The organism is Cryobacterium sp. PH29-G1 (assembly GCF_030063365.1).
Classification (GTDB): domain Bacteria; phylum Actinomycetota; class Actinomycetes; order Actinomycetales; family Microbacteriaceae; genus Cryobacterium.
The window spans coordinates 1-22,690 of record NZ_JASISY010000003.1; the positions used below are offsets into that span (position 1 = coordinate 1).

Annotated in this window: 21 protein-coding genes; 14 read left to right on the plus strand and 7 right to left on the minus strand. The window is 65.1% G+C overall.

Translation table 11 applies throughout. The annotated features are described in order from the left end of the window. Positions 1–287: 287 nt before the first annotated feature. Entirely contained in the window at positions 288–1,682 is a 1,395-nt protein-coding gene (locus tag QMK22_RS04665) for an APC family permease (protein WP_283496473.1), read from the minus strand. Positions 1,683–1,881: 199 nt separating this feature from the next. Continuing rightward, a complete protein-coding gene (locus QMK22_RS04670; RefSeq protein WP_283496474.1) occupies positions 1,882–2,718 on the minus strand; it encodes an SDR family NAD(P)-dependent oxidoreductase in 837 nt (278 codons plus the stop codon). Between the two features lie 87 nt (positions 2,719–2,805). Here QMK22_RS04670 and QMK22_RS04675 point away from each other — a divergent pair, with 87 nt between their 5' ends. After that, on the plus strand, positions 2,806–3,954 hold the full coding sequence (locus QMK22_RS04675; RefSeq protein WP_283496475.1) for a cation:proton antiporter: 1,149 nt from the start codon (positions 2,806–2,808) through the stop codon (positions 3,952–3,954). On the opposite strand, the gene QMK22_RS04680 is transcribed toward QMK22_RS04675, so the two are convergent. Further along, positions 3,951–4,346, minus strand: coding sequence for a DUF3592 domain-containing protein (locus tag QMK22_RS04680; RefSeq protein ID WP_283496476.1), 396 nt, complete (start codon positions 4,344–4,346; stop codon positions 3,951–3,953). The two genes, QMK22_RS04675 and QMK22_RS04680, sit on opposite strands and share 4 nt — an antisense overlap. Before the next feature lie 97 nt (positions 4,347–4,443). Between QMK22_RS04680 and QMK22_RS04685 the strand changes: the two genes are divergently transcribed. From QMK22_RS04685 to QMK22_RS04735, 11 genes are all read left to right on the plus strand, one after another. Further along, on the plus strand, positions 4,444–5,436 hold the full coding sequence (locus QMK22_RS04685) for an LLM class F420-dependent oxidoreductase (protein ID WP_283496477.1): 993 nt from the start codon (positions 4,444–4,446) through the stop codon (positions 5,434–5,436). 45 nt (positions 5,437–5,481) lie between these two features. Then, the gene (locus QMK22_RS04690) at positions 5,482–6,375 is read left to right on the plus strand and encodes an amidohydrolase family protein (protein ID WP_283496478.1); all 894 of its coding nucleotides are present in this window, start codon (positions 5,482–5,484) and stop codon (positions 6,373–6,375) included. Between the two features lie 197 nt (positions 6,376–6,572). After that, entirely contained in the window at positions 6,573–7,982 is a 1,410-nt protein-coding gene (locus QMK22_RS04695) for a DUF6421 family protein (RefSeq protein WP_283496479.1), read from the plus strand. Further along, a complete protein-coding gene (locus tag QMK22_RS04700) occupies positions 7,982–8,647 on the plus strand; it encodes an SDR family NAD(P)-dependent oxidoreductase (protein ID WP_283496480.1) in 666 nt (221 codons plus the stop codon). Before QMK22_RS04695 ends, QMK22_RS04700 begins: the two co-directional genes overlap by 1 nt. Positions 8,648–8,697: 50 nt before the next feature. Then, a complete protein-coding gene (locus QMK22_RS04705) occupies positions 8,698–10,029 on the plus strand; it encodes a sensor histidine kinase (RefSeq protein ID WP_283496481.1) in 1,332 nt (443 codons plus the stop codon). Further along, positions 10,026–10,730 carry a response regulator gene (locus QMK22_RS04710; RefSeq protein ID WP_283496482.1) on the plus strand — a complete coding sequence of 235 codons (705 nt, stop codon included), beginning with the start codon at positions 10,026–10,028 and terminating at the stop codon, positions 10,728–10,730. The genes QMK22_RS04705 and QMK22_RS04710 overlap by 4 nt, the downstream gene beginning before the upstream one ends. Before the next feature lie 107 nt (positions 10,731–10,837). After that, positions 10,838–11,722: an ABC transporter ATP-binding protein gene (locus tag QMK22_RS04715; protein WP_283496795.1), complete on the plus strand. Its 885-nt coding sequence runs from the start codon at positions 10,838–10,840 to the stop codon at positions 11,720–11,722. After that, positions 11,719–12,831 carry an ABC transporter permease gene (locus QMK22_RS04720; protein WP_283496483.1) on the plus strand — a complete coding sequence of 371 codons (1,113 nt, stop codon included), beginning with the start codon at positions 11,719–11,721 and terminating at the stop codon, positions 12,829–12,831. Before QMK22_RS04715 ends, QMK22_RS04720 begins: the two co-directional genes overlap by 4 nt. A 42-nt stretch (positions 12,832–12,873) precedes the next feature. After that, positions 12,874–13,956, plus strand: coding sequence for a threonine aldolase family protein (locus QMK22_RS04725; RefSeq protein WP_349360601.1), 1,083 nt, complete (start codon positions 12,874–12,876; stop codon positions 13,954–13,956). Continuing rightward, positions 13,953–15,638 (plus strand): long-chain-fatty-acid--CoA ligase, encoded by a 1,686-nt coding sequence (locus tag QMK22_RS04730; RefSeq protein ID WP_283496485.1) that lies wholly within the window; start codon positions 13,953–13,955, stop codon positions 15,636–15,638. The genes QMK22_RS04725 and QMK22_RS04730 overlap by 4 nt, the downstream gene beginning before the upstream one ends. Positions 15,639–15,768: 130 nt before the next feature. Continuing rightward, positions 15,769–16,359 carry a nitroreductase family protein gene (locus QMK22_RS04735; RefSeq protein WP_283496486.1) on the plus strand — a complete coding sequence of 197 codons (591 nt, stop codon included), beginning with the start codon at positions 15,769–15,771 and terminating at the stop codon, positions 16,357–16,359. On the opposite strand, the gene QMK22_RS04740 is transcribed toward QMK22_RS04735, so the two are convergent. The 3 genes from QMK22_RS04740 to QMK22_RS04750 are packed head-to-tail and all read right to left on the minus strand — an operon-like array spanning position 16,356 to position 18,815. Next, complete coding sequence (locus QMK22_RS04740; protein ID WP_283496487.1) at positions 16,356–16,826, minus strand: LTA synthase family protein; 471 nt, start codon at positions 16,824–16,826, stop codon at positions 16,356–16,358. The two genes, QMK22_RS04735 and QMK22_RS04740, sit on opposite strands and share 4 nt — an antisense overlap. Positions 16,827–16,874: 48 nt before the next feature. After that, on the minus strand, positions 16,875–17,924 hold the full coding sequence (locus QMK22_RS04745) for a zinc-dependent alcohol dehydrogenase family protein (RefSeq protein WP_283496488.1): 1,050 nt from the start codon (positions 17,922–17,924) through the stop codon (positions 16,875–16,877). 42 nt (positions 17,925–17,966) lie between these two features. Continuing rightward, on the minus strand, positions 17,967–18,815 hold the full coding sequence (locus QMK22_RS04750; RefSeq protein WP_283496489.1) for a hypothetical protein: 849 nt from the start codon (positions 18,813–18,815) through the stop codon (positions 17,967–17,969). Between QMK22_RS04750 and QMK22_RS04755 the strand changes: the two genes are divergently transcribed. Beyond that, positions 18,780–19,148, plus strand: coding sequence for a phage tail protein (locus QMK22_RS04755; RefSeq protein WP_283496490.1), 369 nt, complete (start codon positions 18,780–18,782; stop codon positions 19,146–19,148). The two genes, QMK22_RS04750 and QMK22_RS04755, sit on opposite strands and share 36 nt — an antisense overlap. Before the next feature lie 8 nt (positions 19,149–19,156). On the opposite strand, the gene QMK22_RS04760 is transcribed toward QMK22_RS04755, so the two are convergent. Next, complete coding sequence (locus tag QMK22_RS04760) at positions 19,157–21,337, minus strand: ATP-dependent Clp protease ATP-binding subunit (RefSeq protein ID WP_283496796.1); 2,181 nt, start codon at positions 21,335–21,337, stop codon at positions 19,157–19,159. A gap of 268 nt (positions 21,338–21,605) precedes the next feature. Here QMK22_RS04760 and hisC point away from each other — a divergent pair, with 268 nt between their 5' ends. Then, positions 21,606–22,673, plus strand: coding sequence for a histidinol-phosphate transaminase (hisC, locus tag QMK22_RS04765; protein WP_283496491.1), 1,068 nt, complete (start codon positions 21,606–21,608; stop codon positions 22,671–22,673). Positions 22,674–22,690 lie beyond the last annotated feature (17 nt).

Here is a 22,690-nt window from a genome sequence, read left to right on the forward strand (position 1 = left end):
GAACTCGCGAAGTTCTGCCGACGATACCGGCCACCAACCATAGGCCGCATGAAAAGCAACGGCGCTGCCCTGCTGAGGAGTATCGCCGCGCTGGCTCATGGTTTCATTGTACCAAAACCACGCACCACAGTCGAGGGAATCTCAGATATTCTGGGAAATCTGCGCGAAGTTATATTCGAGCGCCGCGGTAATGTTTTCGAGGCGATTCGAGCCCTTCGACCTTCGGTCGTCGGGCGAGCTCGCCGAGACCCGAAGTATCGACGGGCTCGCCCGACGGGCACAGCGAACTACCCGCGGCGCGAACCGAGGCTCTCGAGCAGGCGCTCCTCGGCGTCGTGACCGGGCGCGATTCCGCCCGGAATGCGCAGGTAAAAGAACACACCGCCGACCCACCACAGACCGAACAACAACCAGGGTTCGACTGACAGGGCCGCGGGCATCCCCGGCAGGTACAGGCTGAGAAGGGCCAGGCAGAGCGCGGCCGCGGCGACGCCGATCACGATTCCACCGTTGCCCTTGCCGCCAATGCGCAGCGGGCGGTCCATTTTCGGTTCGCGACGGCGAAGCATCACGAAGGCGATGGCAACCAGAATGTAGGCGATGACAATGCTGGGGGCACCTGAGTCCACGAGCCAGCCGAGCATCTGCGTGCCGAAGAACGGAGCCAGGAATGACAACGCGCCGATGAAGTACAGGGCGTTGGTGGGCGTACGAAACTTGGGGTGCAGCTTGCCGAACCAGCCCGGCAGCATGCCGGAACGCGCCATCGAGAACATGAGGCGCGAGGCCCCGAGCAGCAACGAGTTCCACGAGGTCAGGATTCCGGCGATTCCACCGGCGATGAGCACCTTCGCCATGACGTCACTGCCGAACAAGGCGCCCATGGCGTCCGCTGTGGCAATGTCGGTCTGTCCGATATCGGAGGCCGACATCGACGACGAGGTGGTCAGCACGATCATGACATACCAGATGGTCGCGAGAATGACGGCGATGACGACAAGCTTGCCGATCTGGCGCGGTGCCACGTTGACTTCTTCGGCGGACTGCGGAATGACGTCAAAGCCCACAAACAGGAAGGGCACGACGACCAACACCGCGAAGAACCCGCCCATGCCACCGGTGAAGAACGGCTGCATGTGCGTGGTCGAACCGCCGGTGAACGAGCCGAACACGAGCATAGCCCCGATGATCAGCAGAAATAGCACCACGAAGGTCTGCACGACACCGGCAAGCTTGACACCGCGGATGTTGATACCCGTGATCACGACGGCCGCCACGGCGCCCACCAGAGCCCACGTCAAATACACCTGCTCACCGGCAATCTGCCAGATTGGGATGTGACTCAGGTCGGTAAAGAGATAACCGGCCGTGCGCGGTAGCGCGACAGCCTCGAACGCGACGATGGTGACGTAGCCACCGGTGATCGCCCACGATCCGATGAATGACCAGCGCGGCCCCATGGCGCGCAGCAAAAAGTTGTGTTCACCACCGGCCTTGGGCATGGCGGCGGTCAACTCGGCGTAGGTGAGGCCGACGATGCCCATGATGACGCCACCGGCGATCATGGCGGTGACGGCGCCCATCGTGCCGGCTTCGTTGATCCAGCCGCCGGTCAACACGACCCAGCCAAAGCCGATCATGGCTCCGAATCCGAGGGCAAGCGCATCTCGATTTCCGAGCACTTTCAGCAAGGATGGTGCGTGGTGGTGATGCGTGGTATTGATGGTGTCCCCATTTTTGTGTCGGCTCGCATCAACGCTGATAGGACGCCGGATGGTGCGCTGGCGACGAGCCGATCGGCCCGTCACGCTTCGCGCGTTCAGGTTGTCAGTCTGTCACCTCAGGGGGGGCGCACGTCACTCCGGGGTCATTCCGGCAACGCTACCCGCGGCCGATCCACCGGTCCATTGACCGGTACACACCGAAAACCCGCCCGGCGACGGCATCCCACACGATTAACGGCAGTACGCCGCGCAGCACCTTGGAGAGGTGCACCGTCCAGGGCAGCAGAAGCTGCGGCGTGCCAGCGAGCATCGCCCGCCAGACCCGGTCAACCACGTATTCCGGGGTCATCAGCGGAGTGAGAAGCGGGCCGCGAGCACCCGCGAACATTCCGGTGTCGATGTAGCTGGGGCACACCGTGGTCACCTTGACGTAGCCGTGCCCCTGCTGCACCAGTTCGAGCCGCAACGAATCGCTCCAGCCGATCAGTGCCGCTTTCGACGCGGCATAGACACTCATCCGCGGGTTACTGAGGGTGCCGGCGGCCGACGCGATGTTCACGATGCGTGACTCGCGGTATCCGCTCGCAATCATCGCCGGCAGGAACTCGCGGGTGATGTACATCGGCGCGAGCGCGTTGATCTGCATCGTCGGGCGGGTGTCGGCGCCGTTGTCGTGCTCCCAAAAGTACTTGCCCCGAACGATTCCGGCGTTGTTGATGACCACATCGGGATCGCCGATCTCGGTGCGTACCCGCTGCGCGGTCTGCGCGATGGCACCCAGATCGGCGATATCAACGACGTACGGCGCAACCTGCGTGCGCCCATTCGAGCGTTCGGTGAGAATGGCGGCAGTCGCGGCGAGCGCGGCGCCGTCACGGTCCCAGAGAATGACAGTTTTCGCCCCCTCCGCGACGGCGCGTTCGGCATATAGACGGCCCATTCCCATGGCGGCTCCGGTAATCAGCACGCGGGCTCCGGCGACGGTTCGACTCATACCCCCATCATGCCGCCTACGCGCACCGACCGGAGCGTTCCGCCACGGGACTACGCTCGATTTAGCGCGAGATTCGGGGAGGTGCGCATGAACTTTCAGACCCTCGCGATTATCTCGGTGATCGCACTGCTCGGACCATTGCTCGCGACGCCGCGCCGCTGGAACATTCCCGTCGTCATCGGCCAGCTCGGTGCCGGCGTGATCGTCGGCCGAACCGGCTTCGGACTCATCGATGCCACCGACCCGACCCTGACGCTGCTCGCGGATATCGGATTCGCCCTGATCATGTTCGTGGCCGGCACACACGTGCCGATTCGCTCCAGCGCGATCAGACCCGCCCTGTCGGCCGGCCTGGCGCGAGCGATACTCGTCACGGTGTCGGCCAGCGCCCTCGGCGTGGCTATCGCCCTCATTTTCGGCACCCAGCACGCTCCTCTCTATATAGTGTTGCTCGCTTCATCGTCGGCCGCGCTCGTGCTGCCGCTCATTCGCTCTCTCGGACTTCGCGGACGATGGATGCTCGAGCTCACCGCGCAGGTCGCCATCGCCGATATTGCGGCGATCGTGGCCCTGCCGCTCGCCATCGATCCCCCGAACGCCGGCCGCGCCGCCCTCGGTGCGGCTCTGGTCGCAGCCCTGGCCGTTGCGCTCTATATTGTGTTGGCTTGGTTGGAACGCACTGGTTCCCGGCTGCGGCTGCACAAGCTTTCGGCGAATCGCAAATTCGCCCTGGAGCTGCGGATCCAGCTGGCGATCCTGTTCGCTCTCTCGGCCGTCGCCGTGTTCAGCCACGTCTCGGTCATGCTCGCCGGGTTCGCGTTCGGCCTCGCTGTGGCCGCGGTCGGCGAACCGCGCCGCCTCGCCCGCCAGCTGTTTGCCCTCGCTGAGGGGTTCTTCGGACCGCTCTTCTTCGTCTGGCTCGGCGCTTCGCTCGCGCTGCGCGACCTCGCCGAGCACCCACAGATGATTGCACTCGGCCTCGCGCTCGGTCTGGCAACCCTGCTCACCCACGCGACGACCCGCGTGCTCGGCCTCCCGTTGTCCTTCGGCCTGTTGTCGGCCGCCCAACTCGGCATTCCGATCGCGGCCGCAACTATTGGCACCCAGCTGCAGGTGCTCGTCCCCGGCGAGGCCGCCGCCCTGCTGCTCGGTGCACTCGTGACCATCGCGGTGACCGCGGCGGCAAGCGGATGGGCGCAGCCGCGCGCGGCATCCGTTGAGAAGGATTTGGCTTAGAGGAACATCAGCACGATGCCGACGATGCCCGCCACGACGCCCAGGCCGAGCAGCACGATCCCGGTGAGGCGCAGCCCTTTACCGTCGTGTTCCGGGTCGTGAGTGCGGCAACGCTCGGGAGCTCGCCGGCGAAACCACAGTACGACGTCAGTGCCGGGGGTGAGCAGGTGAGTCTCATGGGTGTCCGCCGGGCACTCGTGCACGTCACCGACGTTATCGAACCAGCGGATGACCGTGCCCGCGGCAGAGGCAGCAATCACGGCATGCGTTTTTACCCATTGGCCGCTGAAACCGCGCACGCCCAGTCCGACGATGAAGAGCGCAGCTCCCACGACCAGACCCACGACGGTGAGGATTTCGGTGAGAATGCCGAAGAAGGAGATCGGATCCACGGGCCACCTCATACTCATGCTCGGTGGCCCCAAATTGGACCGTCAAATCGATAGTATCGTTTGGTTTGGCGCAGAAGCTGCGCCGTATTATGGCCTGATGAGATTCGGCCTGTTTATACCTCAAGGATGGCGCCACGATCTGGTCGGGATCGAGCCGGCTCAACAGTGGTCGACGATGAGCGGCCTCGCCGCACACGCCGATGCGGGGAGATGGGAATCGATCTGGGTTTACGACCACTTTCACACCGTGCCGGTGCCCAGCGAGCAAGCCACCCACGAGGCGTGGTCATTGATTTCCGCCTTCGCTGCCACCACCACCCGGGTGCGATTGGGCCAGATGTGCACCTGCATGAGCTACCGTAACCCGGGCTACCTGGCCAAGGTCGCCACCACGGCCGACATCATCTCGGGCGGACGCATCGAGATGGGTATCGGCGCGGGCTGGTACGAGCACGAGTGGCGCGCCTTCGGCTACGGGTTTCCCCGTGCCGGCGAGCGTCTCGCCCGCCTCGATGAGGGCGTGCAAATTCTGAAGCAGGCCTGGACGACGGGCACCGCCACCCTCGACGGCGAGCACTACCAAATGGATGGCGCCATCTTTCGGCCGCTGCCGCTGCAGCAGGGCGGCATTCCGATCTGGATCGCTGGTGGTGGCGAGAAGGTCACGCTGCGCATCGCTGCCCAGTACGCCGATTACACGAACTTCGACGGCTCGCCCGAGGGCTTCTCCCACAAGAGCACGCTGCTGGCGGCGCACTGCGTGACCCAGGGCACCGACTTCGAAGCGATCACCCGGTCGGCCAACTACAACACGGTAATCGGTGCAACGGAGGCGGAGGTCGCCGACCGCCTGGACGCGATCGAAGCGCGGGTAACTCCCTACCTGGGAGTTACGGGCGCCGAGAAGTTCATGGCGGAGTATCGAAGCGGCACCGCCGCGGGCGTTGGCACGCCCGAACAAATCGTCGAGCGTCTCGGTGCGATGAATAAGCGCGGCCTCGGCTACGCCATCCACTACTTTCCCGAGGCGGCCTATGACCGCTCCGGCATCGAGCTGTTCGAACGCGAAGTGCTGCCCGCCCTGCAGTGATCCCCGAGCAATCACCGCCGAGGCCGGTCTGACACACTGGATTCAATGAAGCTCACCGACAATGAGGTGCCGGCCTGGTGGCGCGGCCTTGGCCTGCCCGGACTGGTCGACCTGCACACGCATTTTCTCCCCGAGCGCATGTTGCGACGCGTCTGGGCGCACTTCGATGAGATCGAGCCGCTGATCGGCCATCAGTGGCCGATTCGGTATCGCGATGATCAGAACGCACGGCTGGCAACGATTCGCCGCCTCGGCGTGCGACGCTTCACCGCGCTGTCGTATGCGCATCGCCCCGGCATGGCGGCTTCGCTGACGGATTTCTCCCTCACTCTGGCCGAGGAGCACCCCGATTGCGTGCCGAGTGCCACGTTTTATCCCGAGGAGGGAGTGCTCGAGCAGGTGCAGTCGGCCCTGGACCGGGGCGCTCGGGTATTCAAAATTCACGCCCAAATCGGGGCATTCGACCTGCGTGAGCCCGTCCTTGACCCGGTCTGGGGGTTGCTCGCCGACGCTGCGATTCCGGTCGTGATCCACGTCGGCAGCGGACCGGTGGCACGGCCGGGAATCACCGGACCGGACAAGCTCGCGGGAGTACTGGCTCGGCATCCGCTCTTAACGGCCGTGGTCGCCCATTTGGGTGCCCCGGAATATGGCGAGTTTCTGGATCTGGCCGAAAAATACCCCTGGGTGCACCTCGACACCACCATGGTATTCACCGATTTTTTCGAGCAACTCGCGCCGTTTGATCCGGCCTTGCTCTCCCGGCTGGCCGACCTGCCCGATCGAGTGGTGTTGGGCAGCGACTTTCCCAACATTCCCTATCCGTATGCGCACCAGCTTGAGTCGCTCGACCGCCTGCGAGATTGGGAACCCCGGCTCGACGACAATTGGCTGCGCGCCGTCTGCTGGTACAACGGGCTGCGCCTGATCGGCGAATAGACCGCCGGCTGCCCGAAATGAAAGCGTGCGCAGAATGAGTGCCACGAATAGCGATTCTCAGCGCTAAAACCCGGTCAGAGCCAGCATTCGTTGCGAATTTTTGCAAGAAAACGCCGCGCACAGCCCGATATTCTGAAGGCACGCTTTGGCGTGTACGCCCGCCGCGACCGCGGCACTCACGAGAACGGGAGGTTCCCATGTCGATATCTGTTGAAAAAACACACGTAGCTAACGCTCTGGTCGGTGAGCCCGAGGTTCTCGAGGACGGCGGCAGTCCCCTCGCGCAGCACCCCGCCTGGCTGAGCCTGAAGGCCGCAGCGACAGCACTGCAGGGTCTGCAGGCACAGGACGGGTCCATCACAGATACCGAACGACACGCGGATGCCGCGGCATCCGTTTCGCTGATCACCGCAGCGGTTAAAGAGCTCGCGCCAGAGTTTGCGCACGATGTCGCTTATCTGGCGGCCCTGACCGTGGATTTCGACCGCTGGGTCTCCGACAGCTTCGGCGTGCCCGACTTCTACGACTCCCTGATGGCCTTTCAGCCGCAGCAACACCGGGTGAACGGGCTACGGCACCTCGTGGTCTTTCCGATGTACACCCAGAACGGCAGTGCCAATCGCTTGGTCGAAGCCGTGCTGATCGAGGTCATCTGGCCGGAATTCATCGGCGAACTCGAAGCCGGCTATACGAACAAACTGTTCGTTCCGATTCGTTTTCTCGACTTCACCGCCGGCTATGACACCAACTCGGCCGTCTTGTTCCCCGAAACGGTCGCGATGCGACAGATTCCCACGTTTACCTGGGGGGCGATCTTCGCCGACCGCGAAGCCGCCCGTTTTCGCCGGGTCGTGCGTGCTGCCGCCCAGATCACTCGGCTTGAACTGCCCGCCGACGCGGCCCTGCTGCTCGACGACCAGCAACTGACCGAAGAGACCTTCGTGATGTGGGATCTCATTCACGACCGCACGCACATGCGCGGGGATCTGCCGTTCGATCCGTTCATGATCAAGCAACGCATGCCGTTCTTCCTCTATTCGCTCGAGGAATTGCGTTGCGACCTCACCGCTTTTCGCGAGTCTGTCACGATCGAACGCAGCGAGCTGGCCAGTCCTGAGGCGCGTCGGCACGCGAAACTGGTGCAGTACGCGGTCATCTTCGACCGCATCTTTCGGTTTGCCATCACCGGCAACCGGGTGCGCAACTATGACGGTCTCGGCGGACAGCTGTTGTTCGCCTGGATGCACCAGCACGGCGTGCTGCACTGGACCGACACCCGGCTCACCTTCGATTGGGAAGCCGTACCCGAGGTTGTCATTGCCCTCGGAACGCAGATCGACGAGCTGTACTGGGCTTCGATCGACCGACCCAAGAAGGCGCACTGGCTGGCAGCCTACGAGATGATCTCGAAGACCCTCACCCCGAACCCGGCGTCGAGCTGGGCGCGCGGGCTGCCGCTCGAAATACTCGCCGGAGCGCCCAAGGGCTATACCGATCAGGTTCTCGACGACGAATTTCCGCTGTCGATGTTCTTCGAAGCGCTCGAAAAGAAGATGCGTGCGGTCATCGACTCGACGGCCGGCATCACCGGAAGCGCGGTCGACTAATGAGCGTCAGTCCGGCCGTCGCCGGCCGCACCGTGCTGATCGCCGGCGCGACCAGCACGGCCGGGCTGGCGGTCGCTGCATCGCTGGCGGATGCCGGCGCACACGTCTCCGCCGTCGGCTCCAACCTCGCCCGCCTCCAGTCGGTGCTGGCAGTGGCACCCGGCGCCGCGCTCTACGAGTGCGACCTCACCGACTTTGGGGCGGTGACCTCGCTGGCCGGGGCGATCGGCCCCATTGACGGGCTGATTCACCTGGTGGGCGGATGGCGCGGCGGCGGCGGTCTCGCCGGCCAGACCGACGAGGACTGGGATTTTCTGCACTCCCATGTGGTCACCACGCTGCGCAACACCACTCGGGCGTTCAACGCCGACCTGCTCGCCTCGTCGGCCGGTCGGCTGGCAATTGTGTCGAGCGTATCGGTGGACCGCCCCACTCCCGGCGGGGCGAACTACGCTGCGGCGAAGTCCGCGGCCGAGACGTGGGTGCGCGCGGTCGGGCACGGGTTTGCGAAAGCCGGCGATACCGCCGCGGCCACAATTTTTGTCGTGCGTTCGCTCGACGGTCTCGAGGGCGAGTTGGCGGGGCGTGTGGCGGGGCTGTGGGATGAGTCGGCAGCATCCGCTCCTCTCGCCCGGATCGTGCTCGCGCCGAACCCGGCCGAGTAACACCGGTACCGATTGCCGACACCGCAGCGGGGGCACGCTACCGTGGGGGCATGAGCAATTCGGTCGCGTCCGTCGCCCAGAATTGGCGTCGGCCACGACCGACGCCCCGCGAGGCCCGCACCGATCTGTGGGTCGCGCTCGCCTTGGCTGCCGCGACCGCTCTGAGTGCCTCGCTCACGCGCAGCGCCGGCACGTTCAACGAATCGCCGCTCTGGCAAGTCATCCTCTGGGTCGTGCTCATCACCCTGCCACTGGCCGTACGACGTCGGTGGCCCGAGGCCGTAGCCGTCGTGGTCTCGGTGGTCTTCGCTGCCGGAGCACTTCTCGAAGCCAGCGATGCACTGTTCTCGAACATCTGCCTCTATCTCGCTATCTACTCGGTCGGCGCCTGTAGTCGCCACCGCGTGGCCGCCATTTGGGTGCGCGTTGGGATCGTCGCGGCAATGTTCACCTGGCTGTTTGCGCAGCTCATCGTGCAAGCCAACCAGGCGACGATGCTGCCGGAGCTCTCGCGAGATGGGTTCTTCTCCCCCTACGCGGCATTCGGGCTTCTTCAGGTGCTCATCAATCTGTTGTATTTCGGTGCAGCCTGGTACTTCGGCAATTCGGCGTGGACGTCAGCCCGCAAGGGTGCGGCTCTGGCCGAGAGCACCGCAGAGCTCGTCGCGGAACGAGAACACTCCGCCGCTCAGGCGATCACGCTGGAACGCGTGCGTATCGCCCGAGAATTACACGACGTAGTCGCCCACCACGTATCGGTCATGGGCGTGCAGGCCGGCGCAGCTCGGCGCATCCTGAATCGCGACCCGGGCCAGGCCGCCAACGCCCTCACCGTCATCGAGCAGAGCGCACGCAACGCGGTCGAAGAGCTACACACCATGCTCGGCACCCTGCGTTCCGACAACCCGAACAGCATCGAACTGACCAGTCAGAGCAGCAGCACGCGCGGTATCGCCCAACTCGACGAACTAGCCGCCGAGAGCCGCAGTGCCGGCATTCCCGTGCGCTTGTCAGTCGTCGGCCTCGAGCGAGCGATTCCCGCCACCATTGGCCTGAGCATCTATCGCATCGCTCAGGAGGCACTAACGAACACCCGCAAACACGGGGGCCCCGGCACCAGTGCCGAGCTGCGCCTGCGCTACGAAACGGACGCCGTCGAACTCGAGATCACCGACGACGGCGTTGGTCCGCGGCGACAATTCGCAGCGGCGATGTCCGGCAGCGCGGCAGCGCACGATACCGGCCACACCACCGGGCTGGGTCAGCGCGGCATGCGGGAACGTGTAGCGGCTGTCGGCGGCGAGCTGCACCTGGGTGGTCGACCACGCGGCGGTTACCTCGTGCGAGCCCGGTTTCCGCTCATGAATCGGCAGTCGGCATGAGCATCCCCGACATTCGGGTACTCCTGGTCGATGATCAGACGCTCGTGCGTGCCGGCCTTCGCATTATTTTGGAATCCGAGCCGGGCATCCGTGTCATCGGCGAAGCCGCCGACGGCGCAGTAGCACTGAATCAGGCCCGCGAACTCGACCCCGACGTGATCTGCATGGACGTGCAGATGCCGGGTGTTGACGGGCTCAGCGCCACCCGGTCCATCATCGATGACCCAGAAATTCACTCCGCCGTACTTATGCTCACCACCTTCGACCGGGAAGACTACCTATTCGCGGCGCTGCAGCACGGAGCGAGCGGATTCATCCTCAAGAACTCCACTCCGGAGGCGCTGATCGCGGCCGTGCAGGTACTCGCTCGCGGCGACGCCCTACTGTCGCCCGACGTCACCCGGCGGGTGATCGAGCGGTGTGTGAACCCGGGCGGGACATCCGCATCGGCCGCGGTGCTCACCCACGCGGCACCGAGCGGGCTGCAGGAACTGACCGAGCGAGAGTCCGAGGTGTTTGTGTTGCTCGCCCACGGGCTGGCCAACGCCGAGATTGCCGAACGACTCTTTCTCGGTGAAGCGACGGTGAAATCGCACGTGTCCAAGGTGTTGATGAAGCTGGGACTGCGCGATCGCATCCAAGCCGTCGTCTACGCCTACGAGCACCGCGTTGTCGTTCCCGGCGGCCCGCTCACGGCCTAGCTCACCGCCCAGCTCCCCCGGACGGCGGAGACTGTATCAGTCGCGCGACGGATGTGCGAGTGGCCACCGCACGCTACCGTGAAGACACGTATAACGAAAGGGCGAGCATGCTCGACATTAGGGGAGTCACCAAGAGCTACGGCGCCAGGCGGGTGCTCACCGATGTGAGTTTCACCGTGGGGGACGGACGGATGACCGGCTTCGTCGGCGCGAACGGAGCCGGCAAGACCACCACGATGCGCATCATTCTCGGGGTGCTCTCCCCCGACTCCGGCACCGTCCTCATCGACGGCGTGCCGGTCACGGCCAGCGATCGCCGCCGCTTCGGCTACATGCCCGAGGAACGCGGGCTCTACCCGAAGATGAAGGTCGCCGAACAGCTCGTCTACCTGGCCCGCCTGCACGGACTGTCGCCGGCATCCGCTCGCCGCAACACCGCCGATCTGCTGGCACGTCTCGGTCTCGACGCGCGCGCCGGCGACACCGTTGAGTCGCTCTCGCTCGGCAACCAGCAGCGCGCTCAGATCGCCGCCGCACTCGTGCACGACCCCGAATTTTTGGTGCTCGACGAGCCGTTTTCTGGCCTTGACCCGCTCGCGGTCGAGGTCGTCATGACCGTGCTCGCTGGCTTCGCGGCCCAGGGCGCACCCGTGCTGTTCTCCTCACACCAGCTCGACATTGTCGAACGGCTCTGCGACGACCTCGTCATCATCGCCGACGGTGAGATTCGCGCGAACGGTTCCCGTGAGGCCCTGCGCGAACAGCACAGCAGCCCGCGCTTTGAGATTCGCACCGCGGGTGACACCGGCTGGATCCGCGAAGTACCCGGCATTACCGTGATCGACTTCGACGGTGACTTCGCCATCTTCGAAGCAGAAACGGATGTCGCCAGCCAAGACGTTCTGCACCGTGCGGTTGCGCTCGGCTCGGTACATACCTTCAGCCAGCAGAGACCCACCCTCGCCACCATCTTCAAGGAGGTCATCGCGTGAGCAACGCCACCCGCCCGGTGCACACCGCGCCCACCTTCGCTCAGAGCGTCTGGCTGGTTTCCAACCGTGAGATTTCGGCGCGCCTGCGCAGCAAGTCCTTTCTCATCGCCACCGGAATTCTGCTGCTCCTCTCGATGGCCTCGGTCATTGTGGGCAGCATCGCCAGCCAGAACACGAGCCTGACCAAGGTCGCCGTGGTCGGCACGGCCATCAGTGTCGTCGAAGACACCAAAGCCTTCGACGTTGTCGAGGCCGACACCGTCGCCGACGCCGAGGCTCTCGTTCGCGACGGCACGGTCGACGCCGCCGTCGTACCGTCGACGAACGCCCAGTCCCCGCTCGGCATCACGGTGATCGCCCTGGATTCGGCGCCGACAGACGTACTCGGCACGCTCAGTGTGAGCCCCGACCTGAAGATTCTCGACCCGGCCGAGCAGGACGGCTTTCTCGCCTACCTGGTCTCCATCGGCTTCGGCATCATCTTTCTCATGTCGGCGACCACCTTCGGCGCCACGATCGCCCAAAGCGTCGTCGAAGAGAAGCAGACCCGCATCGTCGAGATTCTCATGTCGACCATTTCAGTTCGGGCACTGCTCGCCGGCAAGGTGCTCGGCAACAGCCTGATGGCATTCGCGCAGATCGTGTCGATCGGCCTGCTCGTCTCCGTCGGACTGGCCGTGACCGGCCAGCGCGTGCTGCTGGGAGATGTTGGCCCCGCCATCGTCTGGTTCGCCGTGTTCTTCGCCTTCGGATTCGTGCTGCTCGCTGCGCTCTACGCGGCCACGGCGTCGATGGTGTCCCGGCAGGAAGACGTGGGGTCGGCGACCTCACCAGTGCTGTTCCTCGTGATGATCCCCTACTTTTTAGTGATCTTCTTCAACGACAATCCGTTCGTTCTGGCGATCATGTCGTACGTGCCATTCTCGGCGCCCGTCGGCATGCCGGTGCGCATCTTCCTCGGCCAGGCCGAATGGTGGGAGCCCGTGCTCTCCCTCGCGATTCTGGCCCTGTCGACGATGGTGGTGATTGTGATCGGGTCGCGTATCTATTCCAACGCGCTGCTGCGCATGGGCGCCCGCGTGTCCTTCCGGGAGGCCCTGCACCGCTGAGCGTCACTCGACCGAACGGGTGACGGGCGGACAGCCAGCAGAATGCGAGAAGATGGACTGGTGACCCAACTCCATGATCTGACCTCCCGCGGTTTCGCCTCCGACAACTACTCCGGAATTCATCCGGAAATTTTGGAGGCGATCGTCACTGCCAACGGCGCCCACCAGATCGCTTACGGCGCGGACGTCTACACGGCCCGGCTGCAGGAGGTTTTCGTCGACCAGTTCGGCGCGGACGTTGAAGCGTTTCCGGTGTTCAACGGCACCGGCGCCAACGTCACCGGCCTGCAGTCCATGCTGCCGCGCTGGGGCGCCGTGATCTGCTCGGCCACCGCGCACATCCACAACGACGAGGGCGGCGCCCCCGAACACGTCGGCGGCTTCAAGCTGCTGCCGGTGATCACCTCCGACGGCAAGCTCACCCCCGAACTGATCGATCAGGAAGCCTGGGGCTGGGGCGATGAGCACCGCGCCCAGCCGCTCGTCGTGGCGATCACCCAGACCACCGAGCTGGGCACCGCGTACACGGTCGACGAGGTGCGAGCCATCGCCGATCACGCCCACTCCAAGGGCATGACGCTACACATGGACGGTGCCCGCATCTCCAACGCCGCGGCGAGCCTCGGGGTGCCGCTCCGGGCGTTCACCCGCGACGCCGGCGTTGATGTACTGAGCTTCGGCGGCACCAAGAACGGCATGATGCTCGGTGAATGCATCGTGGTGCTCAACCCGCAGGCATCCACCGGGCTGAAATATCTGCGCAAGTCCAACATGCAGCTCTCCAGCAAGATGCGCTTTGTTTCGGCGCAGCTCATCGCCTTGCTCGAGGGCGATCTGTGGTTGCGCAATGCCTCCCACGCCAACGCGATGGCCGCCCGGCTGCGCGCCGCGCTCGAGAGCAAACTCGCCAACGGCACTATTGTCGGGCTGGCGTTCAGCCAAAACACGCAGGCCAACGCCATTTTTGCGACTCTGCCGTCCGGCGTCGCCGACCGTTTGCGGGAGGTTTTTCGGTTCTATGACTGGGACGCGTCGAAGAATGAGGTGCGTTGGATGTGCGGCTTCGACACGACCGAGCACGACATCGACCAGTTCGTGGCCGCGATCGCTCGGGAGTTGTCATGACTTTCAAGGATCAGCCCTGGCTCGCCTCCTACGCGCCCGGCGTTCCCGGCACGATCAATGAGATCACCGAAACCCTCACCGACATGATGGAGACCTCGGCGCAGCGGTTCGCGCCGGCCATCGCCCTCGACTTTTTCGGCTCGACCACCAGCTATGCCGAGCTCGGCGAGCAGATCTCGCGCGCAGCGAACGGCCTCCGCAAGCTTGGAGTGACCCCCGGTGACCGGGTGGCGCTCGTGCTCCCGAACTGCCCGCAGCACGTTGTGGCGTTCTATGCGGTGCTGCGCCTGGGCGCCATCGCGGTCGAACACAATCCGCTCTACACCGATCGGGAGCTGCGCCACCAGTTCGAGGACCACGGCGCCAGGGTCGCAATCGTCTGGGACAAGGTGTACGAATCGGTGCGCGCTTTTCCCAAAGACATGGGGGTAACGGATGTCGTCACCGTCGACCTCACTCGCGCCATGCCGTTGTCGAAACGGCTGGCTCTGCAACTGCCGATCAAGACAGCGCAGAACGCTCGCGCCGCACTGACCGCGGGGTCGAGCAAGGGCGCGATCTCGTGGGATTCGATCGTCGGCGCCCGCAAGCTGCACCCGTCACACCAACGCCCGCGGCTCACCGACACCGCCGTGCTGCAATACACGAGCGGCACGACCGGCGCCCCGAAGGGCGCGATCCTCAGCCACTACAATCTGCGCGCCAATGCGGCGCAGGGCGCGGCGTGGGTAGCGGGCCTGCGCCCCGGCGACGAAACCGTCTACGCCGTACTGCCGATGTTTCACGCCTACGGCCTCACGCTCTGCCTGACCTTCGCGATGAGCATCGGTGCCCGCCTGGTGCTCTTTCCGAAGTTCGACGAGAAGCTCGTGCTCGATGCGGCCAAGCACGCACCGCCCACCTTTCTGCCAGCGGTGCCGCCGATCTACGACCGCCTGGTCACGGCCGCAGCGAAGAAGAAGGTGAGCCTTTCCGGCATCCGCTTTTCAATTTCGGGCGCCATGAACCTGCCGGTGTCGATTGTGGAACGCTGGGAGAAAGCGACCGGCGGGGTGCTGATCGAGGGTTACGGCATGACCGAGGCCTCCCCCATCGTGGCCGGCAACCCGATGGGCCCGAGCCGCCGCCCCGGAACGGTCGGCGTGCCTTTTCCGAGCACCGACATTCGCGTGGTCGATCCGGAGGACCCCACCATTGAGCTCGGTTTCGAGGAGGAGGGCGAACTGCTCGTGGCCGGCCCACAGGTCTTCTCCGGCTATTGGGACCGCCCGAGCGAAACCGCCCACGTGCTGCTGCCCGGGGGCTGGCTGCGCACCGGTGACATTGTGCGGGTTTCCGCCGACGGTTTCATCACGGTCGTTGACCGGATGAAGGAACTCATCGTCACCGGCGGCTTCAACGTGTCGCCGTCCGAAGTAGAAGAGGCGTTGCTGTCCCACCCCGACATCGTCGATGCGGCCGCGGTGGGCCTGCCGAGCGCAAACGGCGGCGAAGACGTGGTCGCTGCGGTGGTGCTCTCCCCCGGCGCCGAACTCGACGTGAGCGCGGTGCGGGAGTACTGCCGCACCCGACTGTCGGCTTACAAGGTGCCCAAGCGCATTGTCGAGGTCGATGACCTGCCACGCAGCCTCATCGGAAAGGTGCTGCGCCGCGAGGTGCGCGACCACCTGCAGGGCCTGTGACCTAGGTCTGCCCCAGTAGCCAGAACAGAACGGAATCGACGGCTGCCCCGCGGAATAGTGCACACTCTGCAGCGTTATACCCCGTGGGTCAGCGAAGCCTCACCCGCGTTTTCCGATCAAAGGATTTGCTATGACCCTCCTCACCGACACGAACCGTCGCGCCGTCACCGAGTCGCCTCTCATCGATGTTCTGGCCGAACGCTGGAGCCCCCGCTCCTACGACAAAACCGCCGTCATCGATGAGGCCACCCTCACGACCCTGCTCGAAGCCGCCCGTTGGGCCCCCTCGGCGAGCAACATGCAGCCGGCCCGCTTCATCGTTGCCCGCCGCGGTACCACCAGCTTCGCCACCATCAACGATGCCCTGATGGGGTTCAACAAGACCTGGGCCGATACGGCATCCGTTTTGATTGTCGGCGTCGCTAAACTGTCGATCGATGAAACCCGCGAAAACCCGTGGGCACGCTACGACCTCGGCCAGGCCGTGGCCCACCTCACGATCCAAGCCCAGCACGAGGGGTTGCACACGCACCAGATGGGTGGATTCGACGGCGCCGCCATCGCCGCGGCGTTCGACCTCACGGAGGATCAGGCTGTCGTAACCGTCACGGCTCTCGGTGTGCTCGGCAACGCCGATGACCTCACCCCCGAGCTGCGCGAGCGCGAGGTTGCCCCGCGCTCCCGCAAGCCCCTCACGGAGCTGCTGCTCGTCAACGACTAGCGCGCAGCGCGTGGCCCACGCAGCAACAGCGTCGGAACCAACGAACCGACAATGATCACGGCCGTGAGCCACGCGAGGTGCACGTCGAGCGGGAACGGCCAATACATGGTCACCCCCACGCCGGCCAGGGTGACAACGAGTGCAGCGAGGGCCGGCCACCACACTCTCCGCCACGCCGCTGTCAGTGCCGCGGCGGGTAGCCAGTACGCGACTTGGCTGCCCACGCCCATGCTCCGAACCAGGCCGGCCGGCGCCTGCAGAAACGAAACGGCGTCGATCCACGGTCCGAAGAACATCGCGGCGCAGTGAAAGACCAGCGCAAGCCCGCTGGCGACCGCCAGCACGGCCCACAGCCATCCCACGCGCACCGAACGCTCGCGCAGCAGAGGGTGCCCGACCACAAGCCGCAGAATTACGGAGGCGACGGCGAAGGCCAGCAGCCCTCCCCAGAGGAACGGTTGGTTCACACTTGTCCTTCCAGAGCGGGGTGCGGAACTCGTCAATTCCGACGGGGGTTACGGGCGCAGCAGCACCTTGATGGCCCGGCGTTCGTCCATGGCGGCGTAGGCCTCGGCCACCTCAGCGAGGGGCAGCTGCAGGTCGAAGACCCGACCGGGGTTGATCTGGCCCGAGAGCACCTCGGGCAAAAGCTCCTCGACGTAGCTGCGAACGGATGCCACGCCACCGTTCACGCCGACATTGCGCCCGAACAGTGAGCGAATCGGCAGCTCGGCGCCGCCGTTGGGCACGCCCACGTAACCGACCATTCCGCCGGGACGAGCCGAGCGGATGGCCTGATCCATCGATTCCTTGGTGCCGACACATTCGAGTACGAAGTCGGCGCCGATACCGTCGAACAGGTCCTGCACGGCGGCAACGCCCTCATCGCCGCGCAGCTCGATGACGTCGGTCGCGCCGAATTCGCGCGCCACGGCCTGGCGGTCGGCGTGGCGGGACATGGCGACAATGCGGCTCGCGCCGAGGCGCTTGCTCGCCAGAATGGCGCACAGACCGACGGCTCCGTCACCGACGACGACGACGGTGCTGCCGGGGGTCACTCCAGCGGAGACTGCCGAGTGGTGTCCGGTGCCCATGACGTCGGACAGCGCCAGCAGGCTCGGAACGAGCGCGTCGTCGGGCTGCTCGGGCGTGGCCACGAGGGTTCCGTCGGCGTGGGGCACGCGCACGCGCTCGCCCTGGGCACCGTCGGCGAAGCCGCCCATTTTGTCGTCGCTGCCCCACCAGGCACCATTGAGGCAGGAGGTGCTCACGCCGTTTCGGCAGTTGACGCAGGTTCCGTCGCAGTCGTAGAACGGAGCGATGACGAAGTCACCGACCTTGATGGTGGAGACCTCCGCACCGATTTCTTCGACGACGCCCACGAACTCGTGGCCAATCCGGTGCGGTTCCTTCGTGGGTGTCACACCGCGGTAGGGCCACAGGTCCGACCCGCACACGCAGGCCGCGACCACTCGAACGATGGCGTCGCCACCGGTCGAGAGCACGGGGTTGGGAACTTCTTCGAGGCGAACATCCCGTTCGCCGTAAATCACAGTTGCACGCATTGATAAATGCTAACCCGCGACTCTGAGCCTCCCCTGTAGCAATCAGGCGCGGTTGCGCGAGCGTCGATACAGGACCAGGCCGGCCAGGAGCACCAGCACGCCGAGGAGCGACACCAGCGGGAGGTCGTACGGAACCCCGGTCGACGCAATCCGATCGGTTTCGGTGGCGGTTTCGGCGGCGGTCGTATCGACAGCGACCGGCGGCGCGAGCACCGTGACCGCGGCGGTGAGATAGCGTTCGCTGCCGTCGGGCGCAATGCCGGTCGCGACGAGGGTGTGCTGCCCGGTGAAGCCACTCGGAATGGTCACCGTGGCGCGTGCCGTTCCGCCCGCATCCGCTGATGCAGTTGCCAGCAAGAGTGGCGTCGAGTAGATGCCGAAGGTCACGGGGGCGCCGGGGGCGAACCCGGAAGCGATGACGTCCAGCTGCGCACCGGCGTCCACCCGGCTCGGTACCCCGGCCAGGTGACCATGCCCGCTCGGAACCAGGAGGGGCAGGGCCACGGCGGGCGCCGCGGTCACGTCAACGACCAGGGTCTGTGTGGTATCCGCCACCCCATTGGACGAGGTCACCACAACGCTCACGCTTCCCGGCGGCGTCGTCGGCACGCCGCTGATTTCGGCGGTGCCGTCACCATTATCGACGAAGGTCAAGCCGTCGGGCAGCGCTCCAGCCAGGCTGAGCGTCGCTGCCGCGGGATACCCGCCGGTCGTGGTCACGGTCATGCTTCCCATGACGCCGTGAATGAAGGTCGCGGTGGCTGCACTCGTGATGCCGACCGGTTCGGTGATGGCCAGTGTGAGGGATTGCTCCGTCGCGAGGCCGCTGGCGTTGCCGGCCACAACCGTGACCGAGTGGATGCCGCCGCTACCGGCCGCGGGTGCGCCCATCAGGGTCGCGGTCAAGGGCCGGGACTCACCCCGCGCCAACTCGGCGAACGGTCGGGTGCCGAATCCGTCGCGCTCACCGAATCCCAGCTGCCCGCGCACACCCACACGGTCCAGGCCACCGCCCGTACGGTCAACTCACCCGCCAACGCCATCTGGGCGCAGCCGCGCTACGGCCGCGCCGCCGAGGCGGCCTATGCCGGAAGCGCCGGAGCAACGATGAGCCCGGACGCGATGAGCACCACGGGCGGCGGCCAACCGCACAACAATTTGCCGCCGTATACCGTGGTCAAATTCATCATCGCGCTGCAGGGAGTGTATCCAGCGCGAGATTAACCCGGGCGTTACAACGGGTCGTCTTGGACGGGTACATCCAGCGGGGCCGGGGCGGATGCCACGGTGAGCGAATCACCGTCGGCAGCCAGAGCAACCAGCACCGTGTTGCCGTCGCGAATATCACCCGCGAGCAGCGCCCGGGCCAGGCGGTCGTCGATTTCTCGCTGCATGAGGCGCCGCAGCGGACGCGCGCCGTAGATGGGGTCGTAGCCGCGTTCGGCCAACCAGCGCCGGGCATCCGGTGTCACGGCGAGTTCCAGTCGGCGCTCACCGAGCCGCTTTTGCAGGCGGTCGACGTCGAGCTCAACAATTTCACCGAGCTCGGACGTGGTCAGCGACGAGAACACCACGATGTCGTCGAGCCGATTGACGAACTCGGGCTTGAACGACTGCCGTACGAGAGTTTGCACAGCCTCCTCCTTCTGCTCCACCGACAGGGTCGGATCGACCAGAAACTGCGACCCCAGGTTCGAGGTGAGCACGAGAATGGTGTTCCGAAAGTCCACGGTGCGACCCTGACCGTCGGTGAGCCGACCGTCATCGAGCACCTGCAACAGCACGTCGAAAACCTCGGGATGTGCCTTCTCCACCTCGTCGAACAGAATCACCGAGTAGGGCCGACGCCGCACGGCTTCGGTGAGCTGGCCGCCCTGTTCGTAGCCGACGTAGCCCGGAGGCGCTCCGACCAGACGGGACACCGAGAACTTCTCGCCGTACTCGCTCATATCGATACGCACCATGGCTTTTTCATCGTCGAATAAGAACTCCGCGAGCGCCTTGGCCAGCTCGGTTTTGCCGACACCGGTCGGACCCAGAAAAAGAAACGACCCGGTCGGCCGGTCGGGGTCGGAGATGCCGGCCCGGCTGCGCCGCACGGCGTCGGCGACGGCACTGACCGCGCGCTTCTGCCCGATCAGACGATGGCCGAGTTCTTTTTCGAGGTTCAGCAGCTTGTCGGTCTCGCCCTGCAGCAGTCGGCCCACCGGAATTCCGGTCCAGGCGGCAACCACGGCAGCGATGTCTTCGCTCGTGACCTGATCGTTGACCATGCGCGGGCCGACGGATTCGGCCTGCTCAGCCTCGGCCAACTGGCGTTCCATCACCGGAATATCCCCGTACAGCAGGCGCGAGGCGCGCTCCAGGTTCCCCTCCCGCTGCGCGCGCTCCGAGTCGTTGCGAGCATCGCCGAGCCGTTTCTTGATCTCGCCGACGGCGTTGAGCGAGGCCCGCTCGGTGTCCCACCTGGCCTGCAATTCTTTGAGAGTGACCACACGCTCGGCCAGATCGGCACGCAGCTTCACGAGACGAGCCTTCGAGGCGTCGTCTTTCTCTTTCTTCAGCGCGAGTTCTTCAAGCTTGAGCCGGTCGACGCTGCGCCGCAGCTCGTCGATCTCCACCGGTGAGGAGTCAATCTCCATGCGCAACCGGCTGGCCGCCTCATCGATGAGGTCGATGGCCTTATCGGGCAGCTGACGCGCCGTGATGTAGCGATTAGACAGGGAGGCCGCGGCGACGAGCGCCGAATCGGCAATCGTCACCTTGTGGTGCACTTCGTAGCGCTCCTTGAGCCCGCGCAGAATGGCCACGGTGTCTTCGACGCTCGGCTCGTCAACGAGCACCGGCTGAAAGCGGCGCTCGAGCGCGGCATCCTTCTCAATGAACTCGCGGTATTCGTTGAGGGTCGTGGCACCGATCAGGCGCAGCTCGCCGCGGGCGAGCATGGGCTTGAGCATATTGCTGGCCGCAACCGAGCCTTCGCCACCGCCGGCACCCATCAGGGTGTGCAATTCGTCGACGAAGGTGATGATCTGGCCATCGGCGTCGTTGATCTCCTTGAGCACGGCCTTAAGCCGTTCCTCGAACTCGCCGCGATACTTGGCACCGGCCACGAGGGCGGCCAAGTCGAGGGAGACCAGTTGCTTGTCCTTGAGCGAGTCGGCCACATCGCCGGCCACGATCCGCTGGGCCAATCCCTCCACCACGGCGGTCTTTCCCACCCCGGGTTCACCGATCAATACCGGGTTGTTCTTGGTGCGGCGGGTGAGCACCTGACTGATGCGGCGAATTTCGGCGTCGCGACCGATTACCGGGTCGAGCTTGCCCGTGCGGGCAATGTCGGTGAGATTCACCCCGTAGAGCTCGAGGGCGGATTTCGCTTCTTCTTGTGATGGTTGCTGACCGGCCTGCATCGCTGTCTCCTTCAAAGTTGAGCCTTGCTGACTCAAGTTTACTACGCGCACGCAGCGGGCCCAAATGGGCTGACGAATATTTGAATGCTGAGCAATTTGTTCGGCACAGCCCCCGAACTAACGCCCATATCGTGCAGTTTGTGCCGTCGATAGTGATCGAATTGTCAAACATCTGCGAGATCATTACGCTCTCAATCAACCCGTCATCGCCGACGCTGTACTCGCCGAGCATGTCTGAAACAGGGTTCACGAGTGAGGTTGAGAATTTATGGTGCACCAACGCGAAACTATCGGCCGGCTGCCCGCCTACAAGCAGGGCGTCGCTGCCGGTGACTCCGGGGCGTTCAAGCTGTCCTCCAACGAGAATCCATTTGCGCCGCTGGCCTCGGTCACCGACGCAATCGCATCCGCCCTCGACCAGATTCAGCTCTACCCGAGCATGGCCGTCACCGAGGTCACCGACCGCATTGCGGCCCGGTTTGACGTCGCCGTCGAGAACGTGGCGTTCGGGGCCGGGTCGGTGGAGGTGCTCTCGCAGCTCATTCACGCGAGCGCCGGTGCGGGCGACGAGGTCATCTTCGCCTGGCGCTCATTCGAGGCGTACCCGATTCTGGTGCAGGTCGCCGGAGCGACACCGGTCCCGATCGCTCTCACGGCTGATGAGCGCCACGACCTGGACGCCATGGCCGACGCCATCACCACCAAGACCCGGCTCATCGTGGTCTGCAACCCCAACAACCCCACCGGCGCGTGCGTCACCGCCGACGAGCTGCACGCCTTTCTGGCGCGAGTTCCCGAGAACGTGCTCGTCGTCATCGACGAGGCCTACGTGCATTTCAACCGCGACGCCACCTCGGCAATTGGCATCGACTTCTTTCACCGGTACCCCAACGTGGCCGTGCTGCACACCTTTTCCAAGGCCTACGGGCTGGCCGGTCTGCGCATCGGCTATGCAATCGCACCCACCGCTGTAGCGACCAACCTGCGCCGGGTGGCCCTGCCGTTCGGCGTGACCGCGCTCGCCCAGCACGCCGCCCTGGCCTCACTCGATGCCGAAGACGAGCTCGTGCTGCGCATCGACGAGATCGTCGCCGAACGGGTTCGCGTGTTAGCCGCGCTGCGGGCAAGCGGATGGCACGTCACCGACTCGCAGGGAAACTTCCTTTGGCTGCGCACCGGCGCAGACACCGACCGGGTGAACGCGGTCTTCATGGCCGAAGGCATTCTGGCCCGCGCGTTTTCCGGCGAGGGACTGCGCGTGACGATCGGAACGACCACGCAGAACAACAGATTTTTGGTCGCCGCGACAGCCGCGCTGGCACCGGCCGCCATCTAACCCCACAGAATCACCAC